The 19,608-nt window shown below is 46.6% G+C and carries 18 protein-coding genes; all 18 read left to right on the plus strand.

Going from position 1 to position 19,608, the window contains the following annotated elements; all coding sequences use genetic code 11:
* Window positions 1–8: 8 nt before the first annotated feature.
* The 18 genes from LGT40_RS09425 (at window position 9) to truD (ending at window position 19,586) form a co-directional block, all read left to right on the plus strand.
* Window positions 9–848, plus strand: a complete 840-nt coding sequence (locus LGT40_RS09425) for a hypothetical protein (protein WP_226071882.1) — start codon at window positions 9–11, stop codon at window positions 846–848.
* Window positions 845–1,861: a VWA domain-containing protein gene (locus LGT40_RS09430; protein ID WP_226071880.1), complete on the plus strand. Its 1,017-nt coding sequence runs from the start codon at window positions 845–847 to the stop codon at window positions 1,859–1,861. Before LGT40_RS09425 ends, LGT40_RS09430 begins: the two co-directional genes overlap by 4 nt.
* Window positions 1,854–2,393, plus strand: a complete 540-nt coding sequence (locus LGT40_RS09435) for a tetratricopeptide repeat protein (RefSeq protein WP_226071878.1) — start codon at window positions 1,854–1,856, stop codon at window positions 2,391–2,393. Before LGT40_RS09430 ends, LGT40_RS09435 begins: the two co-directional genes overlap by 8 nt.
* The gene (locus tag LGT40_RS09440; protein WP_226071876.1) at window positions 2,390–3,328 is read left to right on the plus strand and encodes a VWA domain-containing protein; all 939 of its coding nucleotides are present in this window, start codon (window positions 2,390–2,392) and stop codon (window positions 3,326–3,328) included. Before LGT40_RS09435 ends, LGT40_RS09440 begins: the two co-directional genes overlap by 4 nt.
* 82 nt (window positions 3,329–3,410) lie before the next feature.
* Window positions 3,411–4,427 carry a vWA domain-containing protein gene (locus LGT40_RS09445; protein ID WP_226071874.1) on the plus strand — a complete coding sequence of 339 codons (1,017 nt, stop codon included), beginning with the start codon at window positions 3,411–3,413 and terminating at the stop codon, window positions 4,425–4,427.
* A 36-nt stretch (window positions 4,428–4,463) separates the two neighbouring features.
* The gene (locus tag LGT40_RS09450) at window positions 4,464–4,949 is read left to right on the plus strand and encodes a L,D-transpeptidase (RefSeq protein ID WP_226072190.1); all 486 of its coding nucleotides are present in this window, start codon (window positions 4,464–4,466) and stop codon (window positions 4,947–4,949) included.
* Between the two features lie 9 nt (window positions 4,950–4,958).
* Window positions 4,959–6,008, plus strand: coding sequence for a beta-N-acetylhexosaminidase (gene nagZ, locus LGT40_RS09455; RefSeq protein WP_226071873.1), 1,050 nt, complete (start codon window positions 4,959–4,961; stop codon window positions 6,006–6,008).
* 75 nt (window positions 6,009–6,083) lie between these two features.
* Entirely contained in the window at window positions 6,084–9,569 is a 3,486-nt protein-coding gene (gene dnaE / locus LGT40_RS09460) for a DNA polymerase III subunit alpha (RefSeq protein WP_226071872.1), read from the plus strand.
* Between the two features lie 82 nt (window positions 9,570–9,651).
* On the plus strand, window positions 9,652–10,755 hold the full coding sequence (locus LGT40_RS09465; RefSeq protein WP_432758066.1) for a PilT/PilU family type 4a pilus ATPase: 1,104 nt from the start codon (window positions 9,652–9,654) through the stop codon (window positions 10,753–10,755).
* Window positions 10,756–10,815: 60 nt separating this feature from the next.
* On the plus strand, window positions 10,816–11,772 hold the full coding sequence (locus LGT40_RS09470; protein WP_226071871.1) for an acetyl-CoA carboxylase carboxyltransferase subunit alpha: 957 nt from the start codon (window positions 10,816–10,818) through the stop codon (window positions 11,770–11,772).
* 9 nt (window positions 11,773–11,781) lie between these two features.
* Window positions 11,782–13,125, plus strand: coding sequence for a tRNA lysidine(34) synthetase TilS (tilS, locus tag LGT40_RS09475; protein WP_226071870.1), 1,344 nt, complete (start codon window positions 11,782–11,784; stop codon window positions 13,123–13,125).
* Between the two features lie 87 nt (window positions 13,126–13,212).
* Complete coding sequence (gene pyrG / locus LGT40_RS09480; protein WP_226071869.1) at window positions 13,213–14,850, plus strand: CTP synthase; 1,638 nt, start codon at window positions 13,213–13,215, stop codon at window positions 14,848–14,850.
* A complete protein-coding gene (kdsA, locus tag LGT40_RS09485; RefSeq protein ID WP_226071868.1) occupies window positions 14,850–15,686 on the plus strand; it encodes a 3-deoxy-8-phosphooctulonate synthase in 837 nt (278 codons plus the stop codon). The genes pyrG and kdsA overlap by 1 nt, the downstream gene beginning before the upstream one ends.
* Window positions 15,687–15,749: 63 nt before the next feature.
* Window positions 15,750–17,030, plus strand: a complete 1,281-nt coding sequence (gene eno / locus LGT40_RS09490; RefSeq protein WP_226071867.1) for a phosphopyruvate hydratase — start codon at window positions 15,750–15,752, stop codon at window positions 17,028–17,030.
* A 10-nt stretch (window positions 17,031–17,040) separates the two neighbouring features.
* Complete coding sequence (gene ftsB / locus LGT40_RS09495; RefSeq protein WP_226071866.1) at window positions 17,041–17,328, plus strand: cell division protein FtsB; 288 nt, start codon at window positions 17,041–17,043, stop codon at window positions 17,326–17,328.
* A complete protein-coding gene (gene ispD, locus LGT40_RS09500) occupies window positions 17,318–18,028 on the plus strand; it encodes a 2-C-methyl-D-erythritol 4-phosphate cytidylyltransferase (protein WP_226071864.1) in 711 nt (236 codons plus the stop codon). The genes ftsB and ispD overlap by 11 nt, the downstream gene beginning before the upstream one ends.
* Window positions 18,025–18,507, plus strand: a complete 483-nt coding sequence (gene ispF, locus LGT40_RS09505) for a 2-C-methyl-D-erythritol 2,4-cyclodiphosphate synthase (RefSeq protein WP_226071862.1) — start codon at window positions 18,025–18,027, stop codon at window positions 18,505–18,507. The genes ispD and ispF overlap by 4 nt, the downstream gene beginning before the upstream one ends.
* Entirely contained in the window at window positions 18,504–19,586 is a 1,083-nt protein-coding gene (gene truD / locus LGT40_RS09510) for a tRNA pseudouridine(13) synthase TruD (protein WP_226071860.1), read from the plus strand. The genes ispF and truD overlap by 4 nt, the downstream gene beginning before the upstream one ends.
* Window positions 19,587–19,608 lie beyond the last annotated feature (22 nt).

Raw genomic sequence — 19,608 nt, forward strand, 5'->3', positions numbered from 1 at the left:
TGCACATAATGCGTCGTTGGATCTTCATTATCAGTTTTATTTTCAGCAGTCAGCTTATGGCACAAGATGTGACCATCAGTCTAGATCGCAGTTGGGGGTTATTGATTGGTGACATAGTGACTGCGAGTATTGTATTGCCAGTCAGTGTCAGTGATATTGATGCTGACAGTTTACCGCAACTGAACAAGCGCCATGGGCCATGGTTGAATCTGCAACAACTATCCAGTAACAGCAATGTACTGAAACTTGAGTATCAACTGGTAAATGTCCCAGCGAAAACCCGGACTTTACAGACACCAAGCTATACGCTCAGAACAAATTCGGGTGAGTTGCTGACTATTCCATCGGCAGAGTTTTCAGCCGGGTCATTTTTAAACGCAACAGATGAAGATGCAATGGAATTGACCTTACGAGGGGATCAGCGTTTGTTAGCTGCCGACTTTGGCCCATTAAAGCAACAACTTGTTTATGCTGTCGCTATCGCCTTGATAATGGTCTTGATCTGGCTAATCTGGCATCTTGGCTTACGGCCAGGCAAACGATTGCCTTTTGCCAAGGCGGTATTCTCGCTGAATAAATTACGCTGGTTTGGTCACAAAGATGCCGATGCAGCTACCCGCGTCATGCATCATGCTTTCAACGAAAGCGCCAATACGGTGGTGATATATAGTCAGCTGCAGCAATTATGGGATGCTTGCCCGTGGTTGGTGGATCTGCAACCGGAAATAACCCGTTTTTATCAACAGTCAGCGTCGCATTATTTCAGCCGTGAACCTCAACAAAATGCAGAGTTCGAGAGCGTCATTAAACTGGCGCGTGCCTGCCGTGCGAGGGAGAAAATGGCATGATGCTGTTTGGCCTCGAATGGGATTTTCCCTTCGTCCTTTTGTTATTACCTTTGGCGTTGTTGCCCTGGTTTAATAATAATCTGGATAAAACCGTGGCATGGACAGCACTTGTGCCGCATGACCCTTTATCTCGAACCATCAGTATGACTCTTAAAGTATTAGCTTCGGTGGTGATTGCGTCATTACTGTTTTCAGTTGCCAGCCCCGCGATACCGGAACGTACTGTAGAGCGGCTTGGAGAAGGAGCGGAAATTGTTCTGTTACTGGATCGGAGCCGCAGTATGGATGATGCGTTTGCGGTGACCACTCAGGCAGCGAATTACTCTGTAGCGGGTGATAATTCCAAACGCCGTGTTGCTCGAACTTATTTGACCGAATTCGTTAAAAAACGCCCGGATGACCGATTTGGATTTGTCTTTTTCAGCACAAATTCGATTAATCTTTTGCCGTTGACCTACAGCAAGGAAGCCATTCTGGCCACCATTGAGGCCAACTCACTAGGTAAAGGACTATCTGACACCAATCTGGCAGATGCACTGATGAATTCGGCATTAATGTTTGAAAACCAACCCTATCGTGGTTCACGCATTGTCTTACTGGTATCGGATGGTGGTCAGTTGATGACCGATGAAGCCATGGAGTTGATCACCCAACGTTATAAAGAGATGAATCTCAGTATTTACTGGATTTACCTAAAAGCAAGACAGGGCATGACACTGGAGCCCTCTGAAAACGACAACATTCTTTATACCGATTTACCTGAACGTAAAGTCCATGAGTTTTTTAAAAGTATCGGCATACCGTATCGCGCCTTTGAAGCCGGTTCACTGGAAGAGTTTGATGCCGCAATGGATGAAATCGACCAGCAACAGTACCAGACGTTAATTGTGGAAGAGCTGGTACCTCATGAACCAAAAGCAGACTGGTTTTTATGGTTAGCCTTACTCGCCATGCTGCCTTTGGCAAGTTCACATTTATATAGTTACTGGGGAGTTCGTAAAGCACATGAGTAACACATTAAAACTATTACGCTGGGTGCTGCTGACCATTTTTGTCATCAGCATTATTGTGGTGCTAGTGACAAGTTGGCAGTTATGGCGGCAAATGCAAATTGAAGCCTTTGTGACGGCTCCCGAAGAATATGAAACAGTTCCTGAGCATCCTCGCGCACATTTTGCGCAAGGTAACTATCTGGTTAATCAACAACAGAATGATGCTGCTTTAGAGCAATTTACGCTGGTTCTGGGCAGCCAGCAAACACAATGGTTGCCTGCAGCCTATTTTAACCGTGGAAATATCAATCTACGTGAAGCCATGGAAATGGATGGCAACGATCCTCAGATGATTCCCTTGGTGGAATTAGCGAAGCAGGACTATCGTAGTGCATTGAAGATGCAGCCGGAGTTTTGGGATGCCCGTTATAATCTTGAAGTAGCATTGCGCTTAGTGCCTGAAGATCCCGAAGTCGATGGTAATTTTAAAAAACAGGAAATCTATAGCGAACGCAGTATCGAAACCAAGGCTTTCAAGGTTGATTTACCATGAGTTTGAGTTATCCCAAACGCATATTTTTAACCGCATTGGTGATGCTGATCAGTCTGATTTTGATCATCGCGGCGCTGTGGTTCCCCCCCGTTGATCGGGAAATAGAAGTGATGGATAGCCTATTTGTTATTGATATCACTGATAGTATGAATGTAGAAGACGCCCGGTTTGGCAGTGAAACTATCAGCCGGCTGAATTGGGCAAAGGAATATACCCGTCAGTCAATACTGAGTATGCCTTGTGGTTCGCATGCGGGTCTAGCCATTTTCAGTGAAGCACGCAGCTTGATTCTGATGACACCGGTAGAGGTGTGTGCCAATTATCATGATCTGATGCAAATGTTGTCACAGTTTCATCCAACTATGGCTTGGGCCCGTTCCAGTGAAATGTCAAAAGCCCTGTACACGGCTATTCGGCAAGCCAAGGAAATTACGCCACCGCCTACCGTCGTTTTTTTAACTGATGGTCATGAAGCTCCTCCGGTACATGAGACACTGTTTCCTAAATTTACTGATACACCGGGAGAAGTTCCAGGAGTAATCGTCGGTATTGGCGGCAGTGATCTGGTACCGATTCCCAAAACTAATGAATTTGGTGAAATTGAAGGGTATTGGGAAATTAATGAAGTTATGCACAAAGATGTCTATGCTTCCAGTCGGGGCGATGCTGCAGAATTAAATGAGAATCAACCACGAACTGAACATTTATCTTCACAAAAGAAATCGCATATGGAGACGGTGGCTAAGCGGGTGGGATTTGATTTTATTTCATCCCCCGGATCACCACAAAACCTGATTAAGGCCATGCGAGAAATTTCGGAGATGCGACAGCAGCCAGTAAAGTATGATTTGTTTGTCTGGCTGGCATCGATCGCTTTGATTCTGATGATTTTGGTGTTTTTACCCTATAACTTGTTTGTAAAGCGGCATGAATAATCAATGGCTTAGTATTGATATGTCAGAGGAAATGGCATGTTTCTCCTGAATTTCCTCTGATATGGCTGATTGATCTGAAGGCATGAGCTGGTCACACCCATATCTGCTTTATCTCTTGCCACTGGCTATGTTGCCTTGGCTAAGTCGAAATACTGAAAAGCAGATTGTCTGGCAAGCATTACTTCCTCAAGATAACTTCTCCCTGATTATTGGTGTCAGCTTGCGGCTGACAGCAGCATTGGTTATTGCCTCGCTAATCATGGCGGTGGCCGGACCGCATATCCCTGAACATACGGTACAACGCAGTGGTCAGGGCGCTGAAGTTATTATTCTGCTGGATCGCAGTCGAAGTATGGATCAACCGTTTGCGCGTCGTCACACATTCCGGCTTTCCACAAAAATGAATTTCAAGGAAAGCAAACGAAGCGTGGCGCGGTATTATCTGACCGAGTTTGTTTCCAGCCGGCCCGATGATCGTTTTGGTTATATTTTTTTCAGTGAACAGGCGACCGGGATTCTGCCTTTAACCTATAGTAAAGAAACCACGCTGGCGACTATTGAAGCCGGTGGACTGGGCCGTGGTTTAACCAAAACGGATATTTCAGTGGCCTTGAAAAAAGCGGGAGAAATGTTTGAGGGTGAGGTTTATCGGGGATCACGAATAGTACTGCTGATTTCCGATGGTGGTCAGATTTTGTCTTCGGAGCAGGAACAGCGGATCAGTCAACTGCTTCGCGACAATAACCTGACCTTATATTGGATTTATCTACGCTCGGTGAATGGCATGACTTTGGAAGAAATGCCAGGCGAGAGTGTGCTTTGGCAAGGTGCGCCCGAAAGGCAGTTACATCTTTTTTTCAAAAGCCTGGATGTCCCATATCAGGCATTCGAAGCTGGATCGCTGGAAGAATTTGCGCAAGCGATGGAGAATATCAATCAGCAGCATTATCAGACATTGTTGCTCGAACAGAAAATGCCACGTGAGTCGCTGGCAGATTATTTTTTATGGGTCGCTTTGCTTGGTTTGTTGCTGTTAACGGCATCACAGATATACACTTGGTATGGTGTCTCGCGTGCTTATCGTACACCGCGCCATTGATCGTTATCTGCAATCAGGTTGAATTTTATCCTAGCCATGCCAAGTCATTTTCTCGATATTTCGCTTTCTGAACAATTATGTCAGCTTTGGCTGGATGACAAATTACTGTTCTCTGCTCAAGTCTCAACAGCATTAAATGGGCCAGGCGAACAGGAAGGCTCGGGATGCACTCCCAGAGGCTGGCATACAATTCGTGCCCGTATTGGTGAAGGCCAACCTGTAAATATGGTTTTCCGAGGCCGACGACCTACTGGTGAAGTCTACACCCCTGATTTAGCTGAAAAATTCCCGGAAAAAGATTGGATATTAACGCGCATTCTCTGGTTAAGTGGGCTGGAACCCGGCAAGAATCGATTGGGAAATGTTGATACAATGCGCCGCTATATATACATTCACGGCACTCCGCAAAGCGAGCCCATGGGCATCGCCAAATCTCATGGATGTATCCGTATGCATAACCAGGATTTACTGACGTTGTTTGATCTGGTCAAACCCGGTCTGAAGGTCCTCATTCACGAATAAGGTAAACACATGACATTAGGTCCGTTAATGGTGGATTTGGTCGGCGTAACGATCAGTGAGAAAGAAAAGGAAATTCTTCAACATCCCCTCGTTGGCGGCGTTATTCTGTTTAGCCGAAATTATGAATCACCTGAACAAATCACTGCTCTGACAGCGGAGATCCATGCCTTACGGCAACCGCATCTGATCATTGCCGTGGATCATGAAGGCGGGCGAGTGCAGCGTTTTCGTGAGGGTTTTAGCAGGCTTCCACCTGTTGGCAAGCTGGGCCAACATTTTATGCAGCAACCTCAACAAGCTCTGAAACAAGCCGAAATAACCGGCTGGTTAATGGCGGTCGAATTGCGTGCAGTAGGGTTGGATTTCAGTTTTGCGCCGGTATTGGATCTGGATTATGGCATCAGTGAAGTAATTGGTGATCGGGCTTTCCACCGGGATCCCCAAGCAGTCAGCAAACTGGCTTCAGCATATATCCGCGGGATGAAGCAAGCTTCAATGGCTGCAGTTGGTAAACATTTTCCCGGTCATGGCGCGGTAGAAGTGGATTCGCATCTGGGACTGCCGGTTGATAGCCGTTATCTGGAAGATATGTGGCAAGCCGATATGTTGCCGTTTCGCCAACTCTGTTCGCATACGCTGGCAGGTATTATGCCGGCACATATTGTTTACGAGAAATGTGACAGCTTGCCGGCTGGCTTTTCTTCTTACTGGATCCAGGAAATTCTGCGTAAACGCATGGGATTCCAGGGTGCAGTGATTAGCGATGATTTGAGCATGGCTGGAGCTGCAATCATGGGTGATAGTACAGCTCGAGCTAAAGCCGCGTTAACCGCAGGATGTGATTTAGTATTGCTTTGCAATAATCCGGCAGAAGTGGAAAGTGTGTTGGATAACCTGAAATGTGAAGCTGATCCGCTAAGGCATATGCGACTGGTCCGACTGCATGGACGTCATCCGATAGATCGGGAGACCCTGATGGCCAGCGACCAATGGAAACAAGCGGTTTATTCTGTTGCCAATTATGCGCCAGATACCGATCGGCAACTGGATCTTGCCTGATTTTTCATTAACCACTCCCCATGATGCTGTCGACAGACAGTGTTATCATTTTGCTTTGAATTAAATAACTGCCTAATGACCTCGCCATTTGTTCATCTCCATTTACATACTGATTATTCCCTTGTTGACGGGCTTGTCCGTATTAAGCCTCTGGTTAAAGCGGCGGCAGCCTCAGGTATGCCAGCGATTGCCATTACCGATCAACATAATCTGTTTGCTGCCGTCAAACTTTACAGTGCGGCTATGCAAGCGGGAGTCAAACCGATTCTTGGGGCAGATATTCGGCTGCGTGACAGTAATGACAGTAAAAAAAGTCTGCGCATGGTGCTGCTGTGCAGCACCATGGAGGGCTACCACAATCTGTCACGATTAATTTCCAGAGCGTATACCGAAGGGCAGCATCTTGGGGTACCCATGCTGGAACCCGAGTGGCTTATAGGTCAAACCGATGGCTTGATTTGTCTGAGTGGTGGTCGTGAAGGTCTATTAGGCCGTGATTTGCTGGCTGGTCGACAAGCCGAAGCGGAGGAGCAGGCTGCACATTGGATGCGGTTGTTTCCGGATCGTTTTTATTTGGAGTTGATCCGTACCGGCCGTGATGAAGAGGAACGTTATATCCAACAGGCATTGTTACTGGCCAGTGAACTCGACTTGCCGGTAGTGGCGACAAACGATGTGCGCTTTTTAACACCGGATCAGTTTGAAGCGCATGAGGCCAAAGTCTGTATTAATGAGGGCCGTTTGCTGGACGACCCGCGTCGTCCCCGCATGTACTCCGAACAGCAATATCTGCGTAGTCCAGAAGAAATGGTGCGTTTGTTTGCTGATATTCCGGAAGCGATTACCAATACGGTCGAGATTGCCAAGCGTTGTAATGTGGAATTAACGCTGGGTGAACATTATTTACCCGAGTTCCCGGTGCCTGACGGCATGACCCTGGCTGAATTTTTCTCCAAGGAATCGTTCGAGGGGCTGGCAGAAAGGTTGCCTATATTATTTCCGGATGAAACTGAGCGGGAACAAAAACGGGTTGAATATGAGTCCCGCTTACAGATTGAGCTCGATGTTATCAATGAAATGGGCTTTCCTGGCTACTTTCTGATCGTTGCTGACTTTATCCGTTGGGCCAAAAATAATGGTGTGCCAGTGGGACCCGGGCGGGGTTCCGGTGCCGGTTCACTGGTCGCCTATGCACTGAAAATTACCGATATTGACCCGCTGCAATACGACCTGCTGTTTGAGCGATTTTTGAATCCGGAACGGGTATCGTTACCTGACTTTGACGTCGACTTTTGTATGGATGGCCGTGATCGCGTTATCGATTATGTGTCTCGTCATTATGGCCGGGATCATGTATCGCAAATCATTACCTTCGGTACCATGGCGGCTAAAGCGGTATTACGCGATGTGGGCCGTGTATTGGGGCATCCGTATGGGTTTGTTGATCAGCTGGCCAAACTGGTGCCGTTTGAACTGAAAATGACACTGAGTAAGGCGCTGGAACAAGAGCCGCAGTTAAAAGAACGTTATGACAAGGAAGAAGAAGTTCGTAATTTGATCGATCTGGCGCTGCAGCTGGAAGGTTTGACGCGAAATGTCGGTAAACACGCTGGCGGTGTGGTTATCGCACCAAAAAAACTGACCGATTACACGCCATTATATTGTGAGCAGAATGGGGCAGGGCTGGTATCGCAATATGATAAAGACGACGTTGAAAGTGTTGGTCTGGTCAAATTTGACTTTCTGGGCCTGAAAACCCTGACGGTTATTGACTGGGCGGTTAAGAATGTCAAAGCGATGTTACCTGCGGAAGAAGCCGACAAAATCGATATTGCGATTTTGCCGCTGGATGACAAGCCCAGTTACGACCTGTTAAAACGTTGTGAAACTACCGCAGTATTCCAGTTGGAATCGCGTGGTATGAAAGAGCTTATCAAGCGACTGCAACCGGATAATTTTGAAGATATTATCGCGTTGGTGGCATTATTCCGACCGGGGCCGTTGCAATCAGGCATGGTGGATGACTTTGTTAATCGTAAACATGGTCGTGCCAAAGTTGATTATCCGCATCCCGATCTGGAACCCGTTCTGAAACCTACTTATGGGGTTATCGTTTATCAGGAACAGGTTATGCAGATCGCCCAGATCCTGGCCGGATATAGTCTGGGCGGCGCCGATATGTTACGCCGTGCGATGGGTAAGAAAAAACCCGAGGAAATGGCCAAACAACGGCAGATTTTCCTGGAAGGTGCCAAAAATAGAGGTATTGAGGAAAATACTGCCGGACCGATTTTCGATTTGATGGAAAAGTTTGCTGAATACGGTTTTAACAAATCACATTCAGCAGCGTATGCATTGGTGGCCTATCAGACGGCATGGTTGAAAGCCCATTATCCAGCCGCATTTATGGCAGCCGTTTTATCTGCTGATATGGACAATACTGATAAAGTGGTCGGCTTGATTGATGAATGTCGGGATATGAATCTGACGGTATTACCGCCGGATGTTAATTTCAGCAAAATCCAGTTTACCGTGGAAAACGAAACCACCATCCGTTATGGCATGGGTGCTATTAAAGGCGTGGGTGAGTCAGCGTTGGCGGGCATCGTATCTGAACGAGAACAAGGAGAGGCCTTTACATCCTTATTTGATTTTTGCCGTCGGGTTGAACTGAAAAAAATCAATCGCCGGGTTATGGAATCATTAGTTAAAGCAGGTGCGTTTGACTCGCTGGGCGGACATCGTGCCAGTCTGGAAGCTAGTCTTAGTCTGGCCATGCAAATTGCCGAGCAACATCGGCGTGATGCCGACAGTGGTCAAAATGATTTATTTGGGCTGGCAGAACCTTCTCATGCCGATCAACCGCAAACCGATTTGCTGGAAGATGTGCCAGAGTGGCAGGAGGAGCAGTTATTACGTGCTGAGAAAGAAACCCTAGGGTTATATTTAAGCGGACACCCGATTGATCGTTATGCTGCCGAGCTGGCCCAGTTTATTCCGAAAAAAATCAGTGAACTGGACGCCCCTGAATCCAAAGGCTATCAACGTAATGAAATTCCTTTATTGACGGCTGGATTAATTGTGGCGATTCGCACCATGAAATCCAAAAATGGCAGTCGTATGGCCTTTATTACGCTAGATGATCAAACGGCACGGCTGGAAGTACGTGTGTTTGGCGATGTGTATGAACAGTATCAAAGTGTTATACAGCCGGATAAGTTGGTGGTGATTCAGGGCAAGATTGGTCAGGATAATTTCAGCGGTGGTCTCGCAGGCACTGCAGAGTCGGTTTATGATTTACAGAAAGCCCGTGAATTATTTGGTAAATCAGTGCAGTTGATCGTGAAGCAGCAAGGTGAGGACGCACAATGGATCTCGCAGATGCAAGCCGTGATGTCGCCTTTTTGTGGAGGTGTGATTCCTGTCGAACTGAAATATCATAATCAGGACGCTGAAGTATTGATCCGACTTGGTCATGATTGGCAAGTTACTCCGTCAGATACCCTCTTGAAAGAGCTGGCGGATTTACCAAATAGTGAAACTGTGACGGTACGCTATTAACCCGTCAAATACGCTTTGTCGCCCTAAAACGATCGTGTACGATTGAAGCAACTCAAAAACGCTACTTCTAAGGACTGCTGACGTGGAAATGATGCCTTACCTGAAACTGATGGCTGATAAAGATGCCTCGGATTTGTTTTTTTGTACCGCTATTGAACCGCAAATCAAAATTCAGGGTGTTATTCGTCCGATTGGTAACAAAAAAATGCTGACGGGTGAGGTGAAAGAGCTGGCTTATTCACTGATGGACCAGCAGCAGATTGCCGAGTTTGAAACCAATTTGGAAATGAACTTTGCTGTGCCCGTGCATGGTGTGGGCCGGTTCAGGGTAAACATCTTCCGACAACGCGGTGAAGTGTCGATGGTGATTCGATACATCCGTACTCATATCCCTAATTTTGAAGAAATGAGTTTACCCTCGGTATTGGGTAATGTGGTGATGGAAAAGCGTGGCCTGATTCTGGTTGTCGGCGCTACGGGCAGCGGTAAATCCACTACCTTAGCTGCGATGATAGGTCACCGTAACCGTAATTCCGGTTCGCATATTCTGACCATTGAAGATCCGCTGGAATTTGTGCATTCGCATCAACGTTCTATCGTGCAGCAGCGTGAAGTAGGCATTGATACCCTGTCATATGAAAATGCCTTGAAAAATGCATTGCGTGAAGCACCGGACGTTATCCTTATCGGTGAAATCCGCGATATGGACACCATGAAACATGCAATAAACTACTCAGAAACCGGTCATCTTTGTTTGGCGACATTGCATGCCAATAATGCCAATCAGGCATTGGATCGCATTATTAACTTTTTCCCCGAAATGATGCATCGCCAGATCCTCATGGACTTATCACTAAATTTGCGCGCGATTATTTCGCAGCGCTTATTACCCTCAGTAGAGGATGGCAAACTGGTACCGGCAGTGGAAGTGATGCTCAGCTCTCCCTATATCGCGGAATTGATCAATAAAGGTCAAATAAGTGCGATTAAAGATGCGATGAAAGAAAGCAGCGAACCTGGCACCATTACCTTTGACCAGGCTTTGTTAGCGCTCTATCGTGAAGGCAAGATTTCTCAGGAAGATGCGCTACGCAATGCGGATTCCCGTAATGACCTCAGCCTGGAAATCCGGATGGGGGCAACCCATGATGATAATGATGCAGAAGATGAATTAATCCTCAGCTGAGCGTAATCATTGATTGTACGTGTATAATCGACCTATTTTGATTTCGAAGGTAATTTTGTAATGCAGTTGAATTTCCTTGACTACGAGCAGCCTATTGCCGAGCTGGAAGCCAAAATAGACGAACTTCGCTACATGAGCAATGACAGCGATCTGAATATCACTGAAGAGATTCAGAAGCTTAAGGAAAAAAGTGAATCGCTGACGCGTTCTATTTTTTCCGGTTTGACGCCATGGCAAGTGACTCAAATGGCACGTCATCCACAACGTCCTTACACGTTCGATTACATTCATCATCTGATTACCGACTTTGAAGAACTGCATGGTGACCGCGCTTATGCCGATGATCAGGCATTGATTACCGGTATGGGACGTTTTAATGGCCAACCAGTGATTGTAATTGGTCACCAGAAAGGTCGTGATACCAAAGAAAAAGTGGCGCGCAATTTTGGAATGCCCCGTCCGGAAGGCTATCGTAAAGCATTGCGCGTCATGAAACTGGCCGAACGTTTTGGCATGCCGGTATTAACTTTTATCGATACCCCTGGTGCATATCCTGGTATTGGTGCTGAAGAGCGCGGGCAAAGTGAAGCAATCGCCCGTAATCTATTTGAAATGGCAAAATTAAAAACACCGATCATCAGCACCGTGATTGGTGAAGGTGGTTCGGGTGGGGCACTGGCCATTGGCGTTGCTGATCATCTGATGATGCTGCAATACAGCATTTATTCGGTTATTTCTCCTGAAGGCTGTGCGTCAATTTTGTGGAAGAGTGCTGATAAAGCCTCTGATGCTGCGGCAACACTGGGGGTGACCTCGGATCGCTTAAAATCACTTGGGCTGATTGACGAAATTGTTAAGGAACCCTTAGGCGGTGCGCATCGGGATACCGAAGCATTAATGGCAAACATCAAAACGGCCATCAATACTAAAATGAAACAATTACAGGCAATGCCAGTCGATGAACTGGTCAAACGTCGACAACAGCGTCTTTTAGCCTACGGTGCTTTTGAAGGATAGTTTTTCAAAGTGTCTTTTGACACGGATTTAATGTTGCAGAAGATCCGCGAACTATGCGGATCTTCTACTTTATGGGTCGCCTACAGTGGAGGGATGGATTCGCATGTATTGCTACATTTATTAGCAACCCATCGCAATCAATTCTCGCAAACAATCAAAGTAGTGCATGTGGATCATCAGCTGCAATCGCAATCGGCTGATTGGGTAGTGCATTGCCAGCAAATCAGCAACGATTTACAGCTTCCATTCCATGGTCTTACAGTCAATGTGACCAACATTCCTCAATCGGGATTGGAATCGGCCGCACGTACCGCACGTTATCAGGCGATAAATCAGTTGATCGGCCATGATGCTGTTTTACTCACCGGTCAGCATTTGCAGGACCAGGCAGAAACCTTAATGCTGCAATTGTTGCGAGGTGCCGGGAATCGTGGTTTGGGAGCGATGAAAGCCGTTACAACGTGGCAACAGATGACGATTATTCGGCCATTTCTGGGGGTGTCACGTCAAGCGCTATCCGAATATGCCACGACGCATCAGCTTAAATGGATTGATGATCCAAGTAATCAAGACAGTGAGATCAATCGCAATTTTTTACGCCACCACATCTGGCCAGTGTTACAACAACGTTGGCCTGCAATAAACCAAAACCTGGCACGTTCTGCAGAGAATTTGCAAGAAAGCCAATTATTACTGAATGAGTTGGCTGAAACAGATTTACTCCATATCAATGCCGATTTTAAAGATGGCAGTTTACAGATTGATAAACTGTTAGAATTGCGTGAGCCTCGTCAACGAAATGTATTGCGGTATGTAATGCATAAACTCAATATCCTGCTGCCGTCACGAGTCAACCTGCAACGTATTCTTGATGAAGTCTGTCAGACCGCAATGGATGCTCAACCAGAAGTCCGTTGGGGGGGCTTCATTGCCAGACGCCATCAAAATCGACTTTATCTTGGACGTGAAACATCACCTGGCCGTGTTTTGAAGTCTTTGATGATTTATGATCAGCAACCCATTCTCCTTGATGAACACCAAAAACTGGTCTGGCAGCCACAGCGGGGGAGTGGGATCCGCTCCGAACTGTTTCGTGCTGGTCTCACTTTAAAATTTCGTCAAGGCGGTGAAAAAATTCAGCTGGCAGGAAAAACCCACCATCAGTCCTTAAAAAAACTTTTTCAACACTGGCAAATCCCAGTGTGGCAGCGGGATAAGATCCCATTGCTATTTGATGATAAGCAATTAATCGCAATTGTGGGGTATGGTTGTGCCGAAACGGCTAAACCACAATCAGACCAAACGGGCTGGGTACCGGAGATTGAACAGATTTGTCTGGGAGATTTTGATTGAGCGATTGGGGCAATTCTGGTACTTTATGACGATATTTTTGAGTGTGGCTATTCTGGCTGCACCGCTATTGCAAAAACTCTCCATAATATGACTAAATTTATATTTGTCACTGGTGGTGTTGTGTCGTCTCTCGGTAAGGGAATCGCGGCGGCTTCACTGGCAGCGATTCTCGAAGCCCGTGGTCTGAAAGTCACCATGGTGAAACTTGACCCCTACATTAATGTTGATCCCGGCACCATGAGCCCGCTGCAACATGGTGAGGTATTTGTTACCGATGATGGTGCTGAAACAGATCTGGATCTTGGCCATTACGAGCGGTTTATTGATGCCAATATGACCAGTCGTAACAACCATACCACTGGGCAGATTTATGAAAATGTCATTCGTAAAGAGCGTCGTGGTGAGTATCTGGGCAATACCGTACAGGTCATTCCTCATATCACTGATGAAATCAAACGCTGTATCTATGAAGGTGCAGGCGATGCCGATGTGGCGCTGATTGAAATCGGCGGCACGGTTGGTGATATCGAGTCATTACCATTTTTGGAAACGATTCGTCAGATGGCCACCGAATTAGGTCGCGATCGCGCATTGTTTATTCACTTAACCCTGGTTCCGTATATCGCCTCTGCTGGTGAAATCAAAACCAAACCTACACAGCATTCGGTTAAAGAATTACGCACTATCGGTATTCAACCCGATGTATTGTTGTGTCGTATGGATCGGCCATTACCCGAGTCAGAGCGTCGTAAAATTTCATTGTTTACCAACGTCCCGGAAAAGTCGGTTATCACCTGTATTGATGTCGACAGTATTTATAAAATCCCCATGGAACTGCATAAGCAAGGTCTGGATGACATTGTGGTGAAACAGTTGGGGCTGGATGCCAAGCCAGCCGACTTAAGCCAATGGCAGCAAGTTTACGAAAACCTGTCCAATCCTCAAGGCGAAGTTAATATTGCCATGGTTGGCAAATACATGGAGCTGACCGAAGCCTATAAATCATTGTCAGAATCTCTGGTGCATGCGGGTATCCACACTCGTACCAAAGTAAATGTCCATTATGTCGATTCAGAAATGATCGAGAAAACCGGCACCGATTGTATTGCCAATATGGATGCCATTCTGGTGCCAGGCGGCTTTGGCAAGCGAGGGGTTGAGGGGATGATTGCCACGGCTCAATTTGCCCGTGAAAATAATATCCCGTATCTGGGTATCTGTCTGGGTATGCAAGTAGCGGTAATTGAATACGCCCGCCATAAAGCTGGACTGACAAAAGCATTCAGTACCGAGTTTGATGCCAATACCCCACATCCGGTCATTGGCTTAATTACTGAATGGCAAAAGGAAGATGGAAGCGTTGAGCAGCGAGATCATGATTCAGATCTGGGCGGCACTATGCGTTTGGGCGGCTATCCATGTGTGTTAAAGCCGGGTTCATTGGCGCAGCAAATTTATGGTGCGGATGAAATCGTTGAACGCCATCGCCATCGTTATGAATTTAATAATAATTACAAACAACAACTGGAAGATGCGGGTCTGCTGTTTTCGGGAATGTCCAAAGACAATTCTTTAGCGGAAATGATCGAAATTCCCGGTCATCCATGGTTTGTCGCCTGTCAGTTCCATCCTGAGTTTACTTCAACTCCCAGACATGGCCATCGCCTGTTTGAGGGGTTTATTAATGCCGCGCTGATAAACCATAAAAAACAAGGAAAGCAATAATGCAATTATGTGGTCATGAAGTGGGTGGCAAGCAGCCGTTGTTTTTGATTGCTGGTACCTGTGTCATTGAAAGTGAACAGATGACCATGGACGTGGCAGGCCAGTTAAAAGAGATGACGGATAAACTGGGTATCCCTTTTATTTATAAATCCTCGTTTGATAAAGCCAACCGTACTTCGACTAAAACCTATCGTGGTCCTGGGCTGGAAGCGGGAATGGCCATTCTGGAAAAGGTCAAAAAAGAATATGGCTTGCCTATTCTGACGGATGTTCATGAAGACACGCCTCTGGCTGAAGTGGCCAGCGTAGTGGATGTATTGCAAACACCGGCATTTTTATGTCGTCAGACCAACTTTATTATTAATGTGGCAAGCCAGGGTTTGCCAGTCAATATTAAAAAAGGCCAGTTTCTCGCACCGTGGGATATGCAACACGTTGCTGATAAAGCCAAATCGACCGGTAATGAGCAAATCATGTTGTGTGAGCGGGGAACATCATTTGGCTATAACACCCTGATATCAGATATGCGAGGATTACCCACCATGCGTCAAATGGGCTGTCCGGTGGTATTTGATGCGACTCACTCTGTGCAACAGCCCGGCGGTCAAGGTGGCAAAAGCGGTGGACAAAGACAATTTGTGCCGGTGCTGGCGCGATCTGCCGTTGCGGCTGGTATTGCCGGGTTATTTATGGAAACGCATCCGGACCCGGAAAAAGCACTCAGTGACGGACCGAATTCATGGCCTTTAGCCAAAATGCAGGCCATATTGGAAACCCTCGTTGCTATCGACAAAACAGTTAAACAACAAGACTTTATTGAAGACGCCTACCTGTAACAGGTAACAATGTCGGCACCTGATTATTGGTTAGTGACTTCGACTCTTTAGATGGAGAAAATTATGAGTAAAATTATTGACGTGCGTGGTCGTGAGATCATCGATTCACGTGGCAACCCCACCGTGGAAGCTGATGTTATCCTTGCCAGCGGTGCGATTGGCAGAGCAGCGGTCCCTTCGGGTGCCTCAACCGGCGAACGTGAAGCTATCGAATTACGTGATGGTGATAAATTACGTTATCTGGGTAAAGGTGTCACCAAAGCAGTAGATGCCATTAATAATGAACTGCGTGCAGCCGTAGTCGGGCTGGACTGTTTTGATCAATCTGGTTTGGATGAAAAACTGATTGCCTGTGATGGAACCGATAATAAGCAACGTCTCGGAGCCAACGCTATTCTGGCCGTTTCCATGGCTGCAGCTGTGGCTGCTGCTGATGAGCAGGGCTTGCCTTTGTACCGATATCTTGGTGGTGATAAGGCCGTTACGCTTCCTGTTCCGATGATGAATATTATTAACGGTGGTTCACACGCTGATAACAGTGTCGACTTCCAGGAATTCATGATTGTGCCGGTTGGTGTCAAAAGTTTTAAAGAAGCCGTCAGAGCTGGGGCGGAAATATTTCATCAGTTAAAAGCGGTTTTATTAGCCCAAGGGTTGAATACTGCAGTAGGCGATGAGGGTGGATTTGCACCTGATCTAGCCTCCAATGAAGCGGCGATGGAACTGATTATGGAAGCCATCAAAAAGGCCGGTTATGAACCGGGTCGTGATGTGATGATCGCCCTGGATGTCGCCAGTTCCGAGTTTTACAAGGATGGTATGTACCGTCTGGAATCCGAACAACGCAGTCTTACTGCGGCAGAACTAACGGATTTGCTGGAAACCTGGTGCAATAAGTATCCAATCATCAGCATTGAAGACGGAATGGACGAAAATGATTGGCAAGGTTGGAAATTACTCACTGAAAGATTGGGTGATCGAATTCAATTGGTTGGAGACGATTTATTTGTCACCAACAGTGCGATTTTGCAGAAAGGTATTGAAGCCAAAGTGGCTAATGCTATTTTGATCAAACTGAATCAAATTGGTTCGTTGAGCGAAACGCTTCATGCGATGAATATAGCGGCTGAGGCGGGTTACAAATCAATTGCTTCGCATCGCAGTGGTGAGACTGAAGATACCTTTATTGCTGATTTAGCCGTGGCGACACAATGTGGTCAGATCAAAACCGGCTCGATGTCACGTTCAGATCGTGTAGCAAAATATAATCAGCTGTTACGTATTGAAGCTGAATTGGGTGCTGCAGCGATTTATCCGGGTTTACGGGCTTTTGCTTGTCAGTGAAGTGTGATGTATGAAAACAGTACTGATTGTGCTGACGTTCATTTTTGTGATGCTGCAATATCGTTTGTGGTTGAGCCATGATGGCTTACCGGTTTTATTAAGACTCCATCACACAGTCGAAAAACAACGTATTGATAACGCAAAACTTGAAGAGCGCAATCAGGTTCTGGCTGCTGAAGTTGCTGATCTTAAAAGTGGCTTGGATGCACTCGAAGAACGTGCCCGTAGTGAGATGGGTATGGTGAAACCCGAAGAAACTTTTTTTCACATAATCGATATACCTGAAAATGACCAATAAAGTTTGGGCTGTGGTACCGTCTGCCGGTATTGGCAGTAGAATGCAGGCAGACAGGCCCAAACAATATTTATTGTTGAATAATAAGCCGGTTATTTTTCATACGCTACAACGTCTGGTCAGTCACCCTTTAATCGAAGGTGTGGTCGTAGCACTTTCAGCAAATGATCCCTACTGGCCCTCATTGGATTTACCGCCAGAGTGGCCAATACATACCACATTAGGCGGTGAAGAGCGTGCTGTTTCTGTCAGCAATGCACTACAGTTGCTTCAGACGCTAACAGAACGTAATCCCTGGGTGCTGGTACATGATGCCGCACGTCCCTGTATTCGTCACAGTGATATCGATAATTTAATCAATCAGTTAGCCAATGATCCGGTGGGTGGTATTTTAGGTGTTCCGTTAAGTGAAACCGTTAAACGTGTGAGTGCGGATAATACGATTGAATCGACCGTCGATCGCAGCGGTCTATGGCGGGCATCGACTCCACAGATGTTTCGTTTGGCGGCTTTGACAGAAGCGATGACGCAAGCCTCAAAGGCCAACATGGCTATAACGGATGAAGCCAGCGCCATGGAGTTTATGGGCGTATTCCCCAAAATGGTGGCAGGCCATGCCGACAATATTAAAATTACCCTGCCTCAGGATTTGGCGCTCGCTGCACTCTTTATGAATCAACAGGAAAATGGAGGCGTCGAGTGAGGATTGGTCATGGTTATGATGTTCATCGCTTTGCTGACAACTGTTTGTTAGTTATTGGCGGTGTGACGATTCCTCATACACAGGGTCTGGAAGCTCATTCGGATGGAGATGTGTTGATTCATGCCATTTGTGATGCCTTACTTGGGGCTGCCGGATGGTGGGATATCGGTCATCATTTCCCGGATAATGATATGGCGTATGCCGGGATCGACAGTCGAGTATTATTGCGGCGTGTTTATGATGATTTGGTCGTGGCAGGCTGGCAAGTTGGCAATGTGGATGCCACCGTGGTAGCACAGGCTCCAAAACTTGCTCCTTATATTCCTCAAATGCGTGAATTGCTGGCAACCGACCTGCATATCGAGCCCACTGCAATCAATATTAAAGCCACAACCACCGAAAAGCTTGGGTTTGTTGGGCGCAAAGAAGGGATAGCAGCTCATGCAGTTGCCCTGATCAAAAAGGCTGAATCGGTTTGAAACATTTTGATTACTTGTCCTTGCCACGCCAATCGGCGACGGCTGCGAACTGTAGCGGGCAATTACGTGAAAAAGCCGTTTATTTTGAGGTTGAAGAGCATTTGCCTTTCTCACCAGAAGGAGAAGGATCTCATGTTTGGTTGTACGTACAAAAAACGGACACCAATACCGATTGGCTGGCACAGGAAATTGCTCGGTTTGCGGGAGTTTCACCCGTTGCAGTGGGGTATGCCGGGCTAAAAGATCGTCATGCCGTTACTTCGCAATGGTTTAGTGTTAACTTGCAAGGCCTGCCAGAACCGGACTGGTTGGCTTTTGAGAACGAACAAATCAAAATCATCAAGGCGGTTCGTCACAGTAAAAAATTAAAGCGTGGTGCATTGGCTGGAAATCGTTTTCGTTTAAGGCTAACTCATATCACCGGTGATCAGGCTATCTGGGAACAGAATTTGCAAACTATTGCAGAGCAAGGGGTTCCCAATTACTTTGCCGAGCAGCGCTTTGGTCATTTTGGCAACAATCTGAAAAAAGCGGAACAATGGTTTACTGAGGGCATTGAGCCGAAAAAGCGTAATCAACGCAGTATTATTATTTCAGCAGCACGATCGTGGTTATTTAATCTGGTACTCGCACAACGGATCCGCCAACACAGCTGGAATAAAATGTTGGAGGGAGATGTGATGTTACTGGCTGGTACTCGTGCCAGCTATTTTGTGGCGGAAACCAAAGATGCTGTTCTTGAACAACGGATTATCGACATGGATATCCATCCCACTGGCCCGCTTTGGGGAAAAGGCGAAGCCATCAGCAAAGCTGAAACGCTGGAACTGGAACACAGCGTATTAACCGACTGGCAGGATTGGCAATTACAGTTGGAAAAACTGGGCTTAACGCAGGAGCGTCGGGCATTGAGATTATTTCCTCAACAGTTTAAATGGCAATTTATTAATGAGACCAGTTTGCTGTTAGAGTTCGAGCTGGGGCCGGGCAGTTATGCGACGGCAGTTTTGCGAGAACTGGCTGAAATTCAGGATATGTCGCAGAAAATTTCCACGGTGTCAGTGAGTCTTAGTGAATAAGATTCTATGATCTGAAGGAGGC

It is taken from the genome of Methylophaga pinxianii, assembly GCF_020447225.1.
Classification (GTDB): domain Bacteria; phylum Pseudomonadota; class Gammaproteobacteria; order Nitrosococcales; family Methylophagaceae; genus Methylophaga; species Methylophaga pinxianii.

Coding starts and splice junctions, on each gene's coding strand:
- ispD (WP_226071864.1), top strand. CDS start 17,318: ATGACCAATAAAGTTTGGGCTGTGGTACCGTCTGCCGGTATTGGCAGT.
- LGT40_RS09430 (WP_226071880.1), top strand. CDS start 845: ATGATGCTGTTTGGCCTCGAATGGGATTTTCCCTTCGTCCTTTTGTTA.
- pyrG (WP_226071869.1), top strand. CDS start 13,213: ATGACTAAATTTATATTTGTCACTGGTGGTGTTGTGTCGTCTCTCGGT.
- LGT40_RS09440 (WP_226071876.1), top strand. CDS start 2,390: ATGAGTTTGAGTTATCCCAAACGCATATTTTTAACCGCATTGGTGATG.
- nagZ (WP_226071873.1), top strand. CDS start 4,959: ATGACATTAGGTCCGTTAATGGTGGATTTGGTCGGCGTAACGATCAGT.
- LGT40_RS09450 (WP_226072190.1), top strand. CDS start 4,464: ATGCCAAGTCATTTTCTCGATATTTCGCTTTCTGAACAATTATGTCAG.
- kdsA (WP_226071868.1), top strand. CDS start 14,850: ATGCAATTATGTGGTCATGAAGTGGGTGGCAAGCAGCCGTTGTTTTTG.
- LGT40_RS09425 (WP_226071882.1), top strand. CDS start 9: ATGCGTCGTTGGATCTTCATTATCAGTTTTATTTTCAGCAGTCAGCTT.
- eno (WP_226071867.1), top strand. CDS start 15,750: ATGAGTAAAATTATTGACGTGCGTGGTCGTGAGATCATCGATTCACGT.
- ftsB (WP_226071866.1), top strand. CDS start 17,041: ATGAAAACAGTACTGATTGTGCTGACGTTCATTTTTGTGATGCTGCAA.
- dnaE (WP_226071872.1), top strand. CDS start 6,084: ATGACCTCGCCATTTGTTCATCTCCATTTACATACTGATTATTCCCTT.
- LGT40_RS09470 (WP_226071871.1), top strand. CDS start 10,816: ATGCAGTTGAATTTCCTTGACTACGAGCAGCCTATTGCCGAGCTGGAA.
- LGT40_RS09445 (WP_226071874.1), top strand. CDS start 3,411: ATGAGCTGGTCACACCCATATCTGCTTTATCTCTTGCCACTGGCTATG.
- LGT40_RS09435 (WP_226071878.1), top strand. CDS start 1,854: ATGAGTAACACATTAAAACTATTACGCTGGGTGCTGCTGACCATTTTT.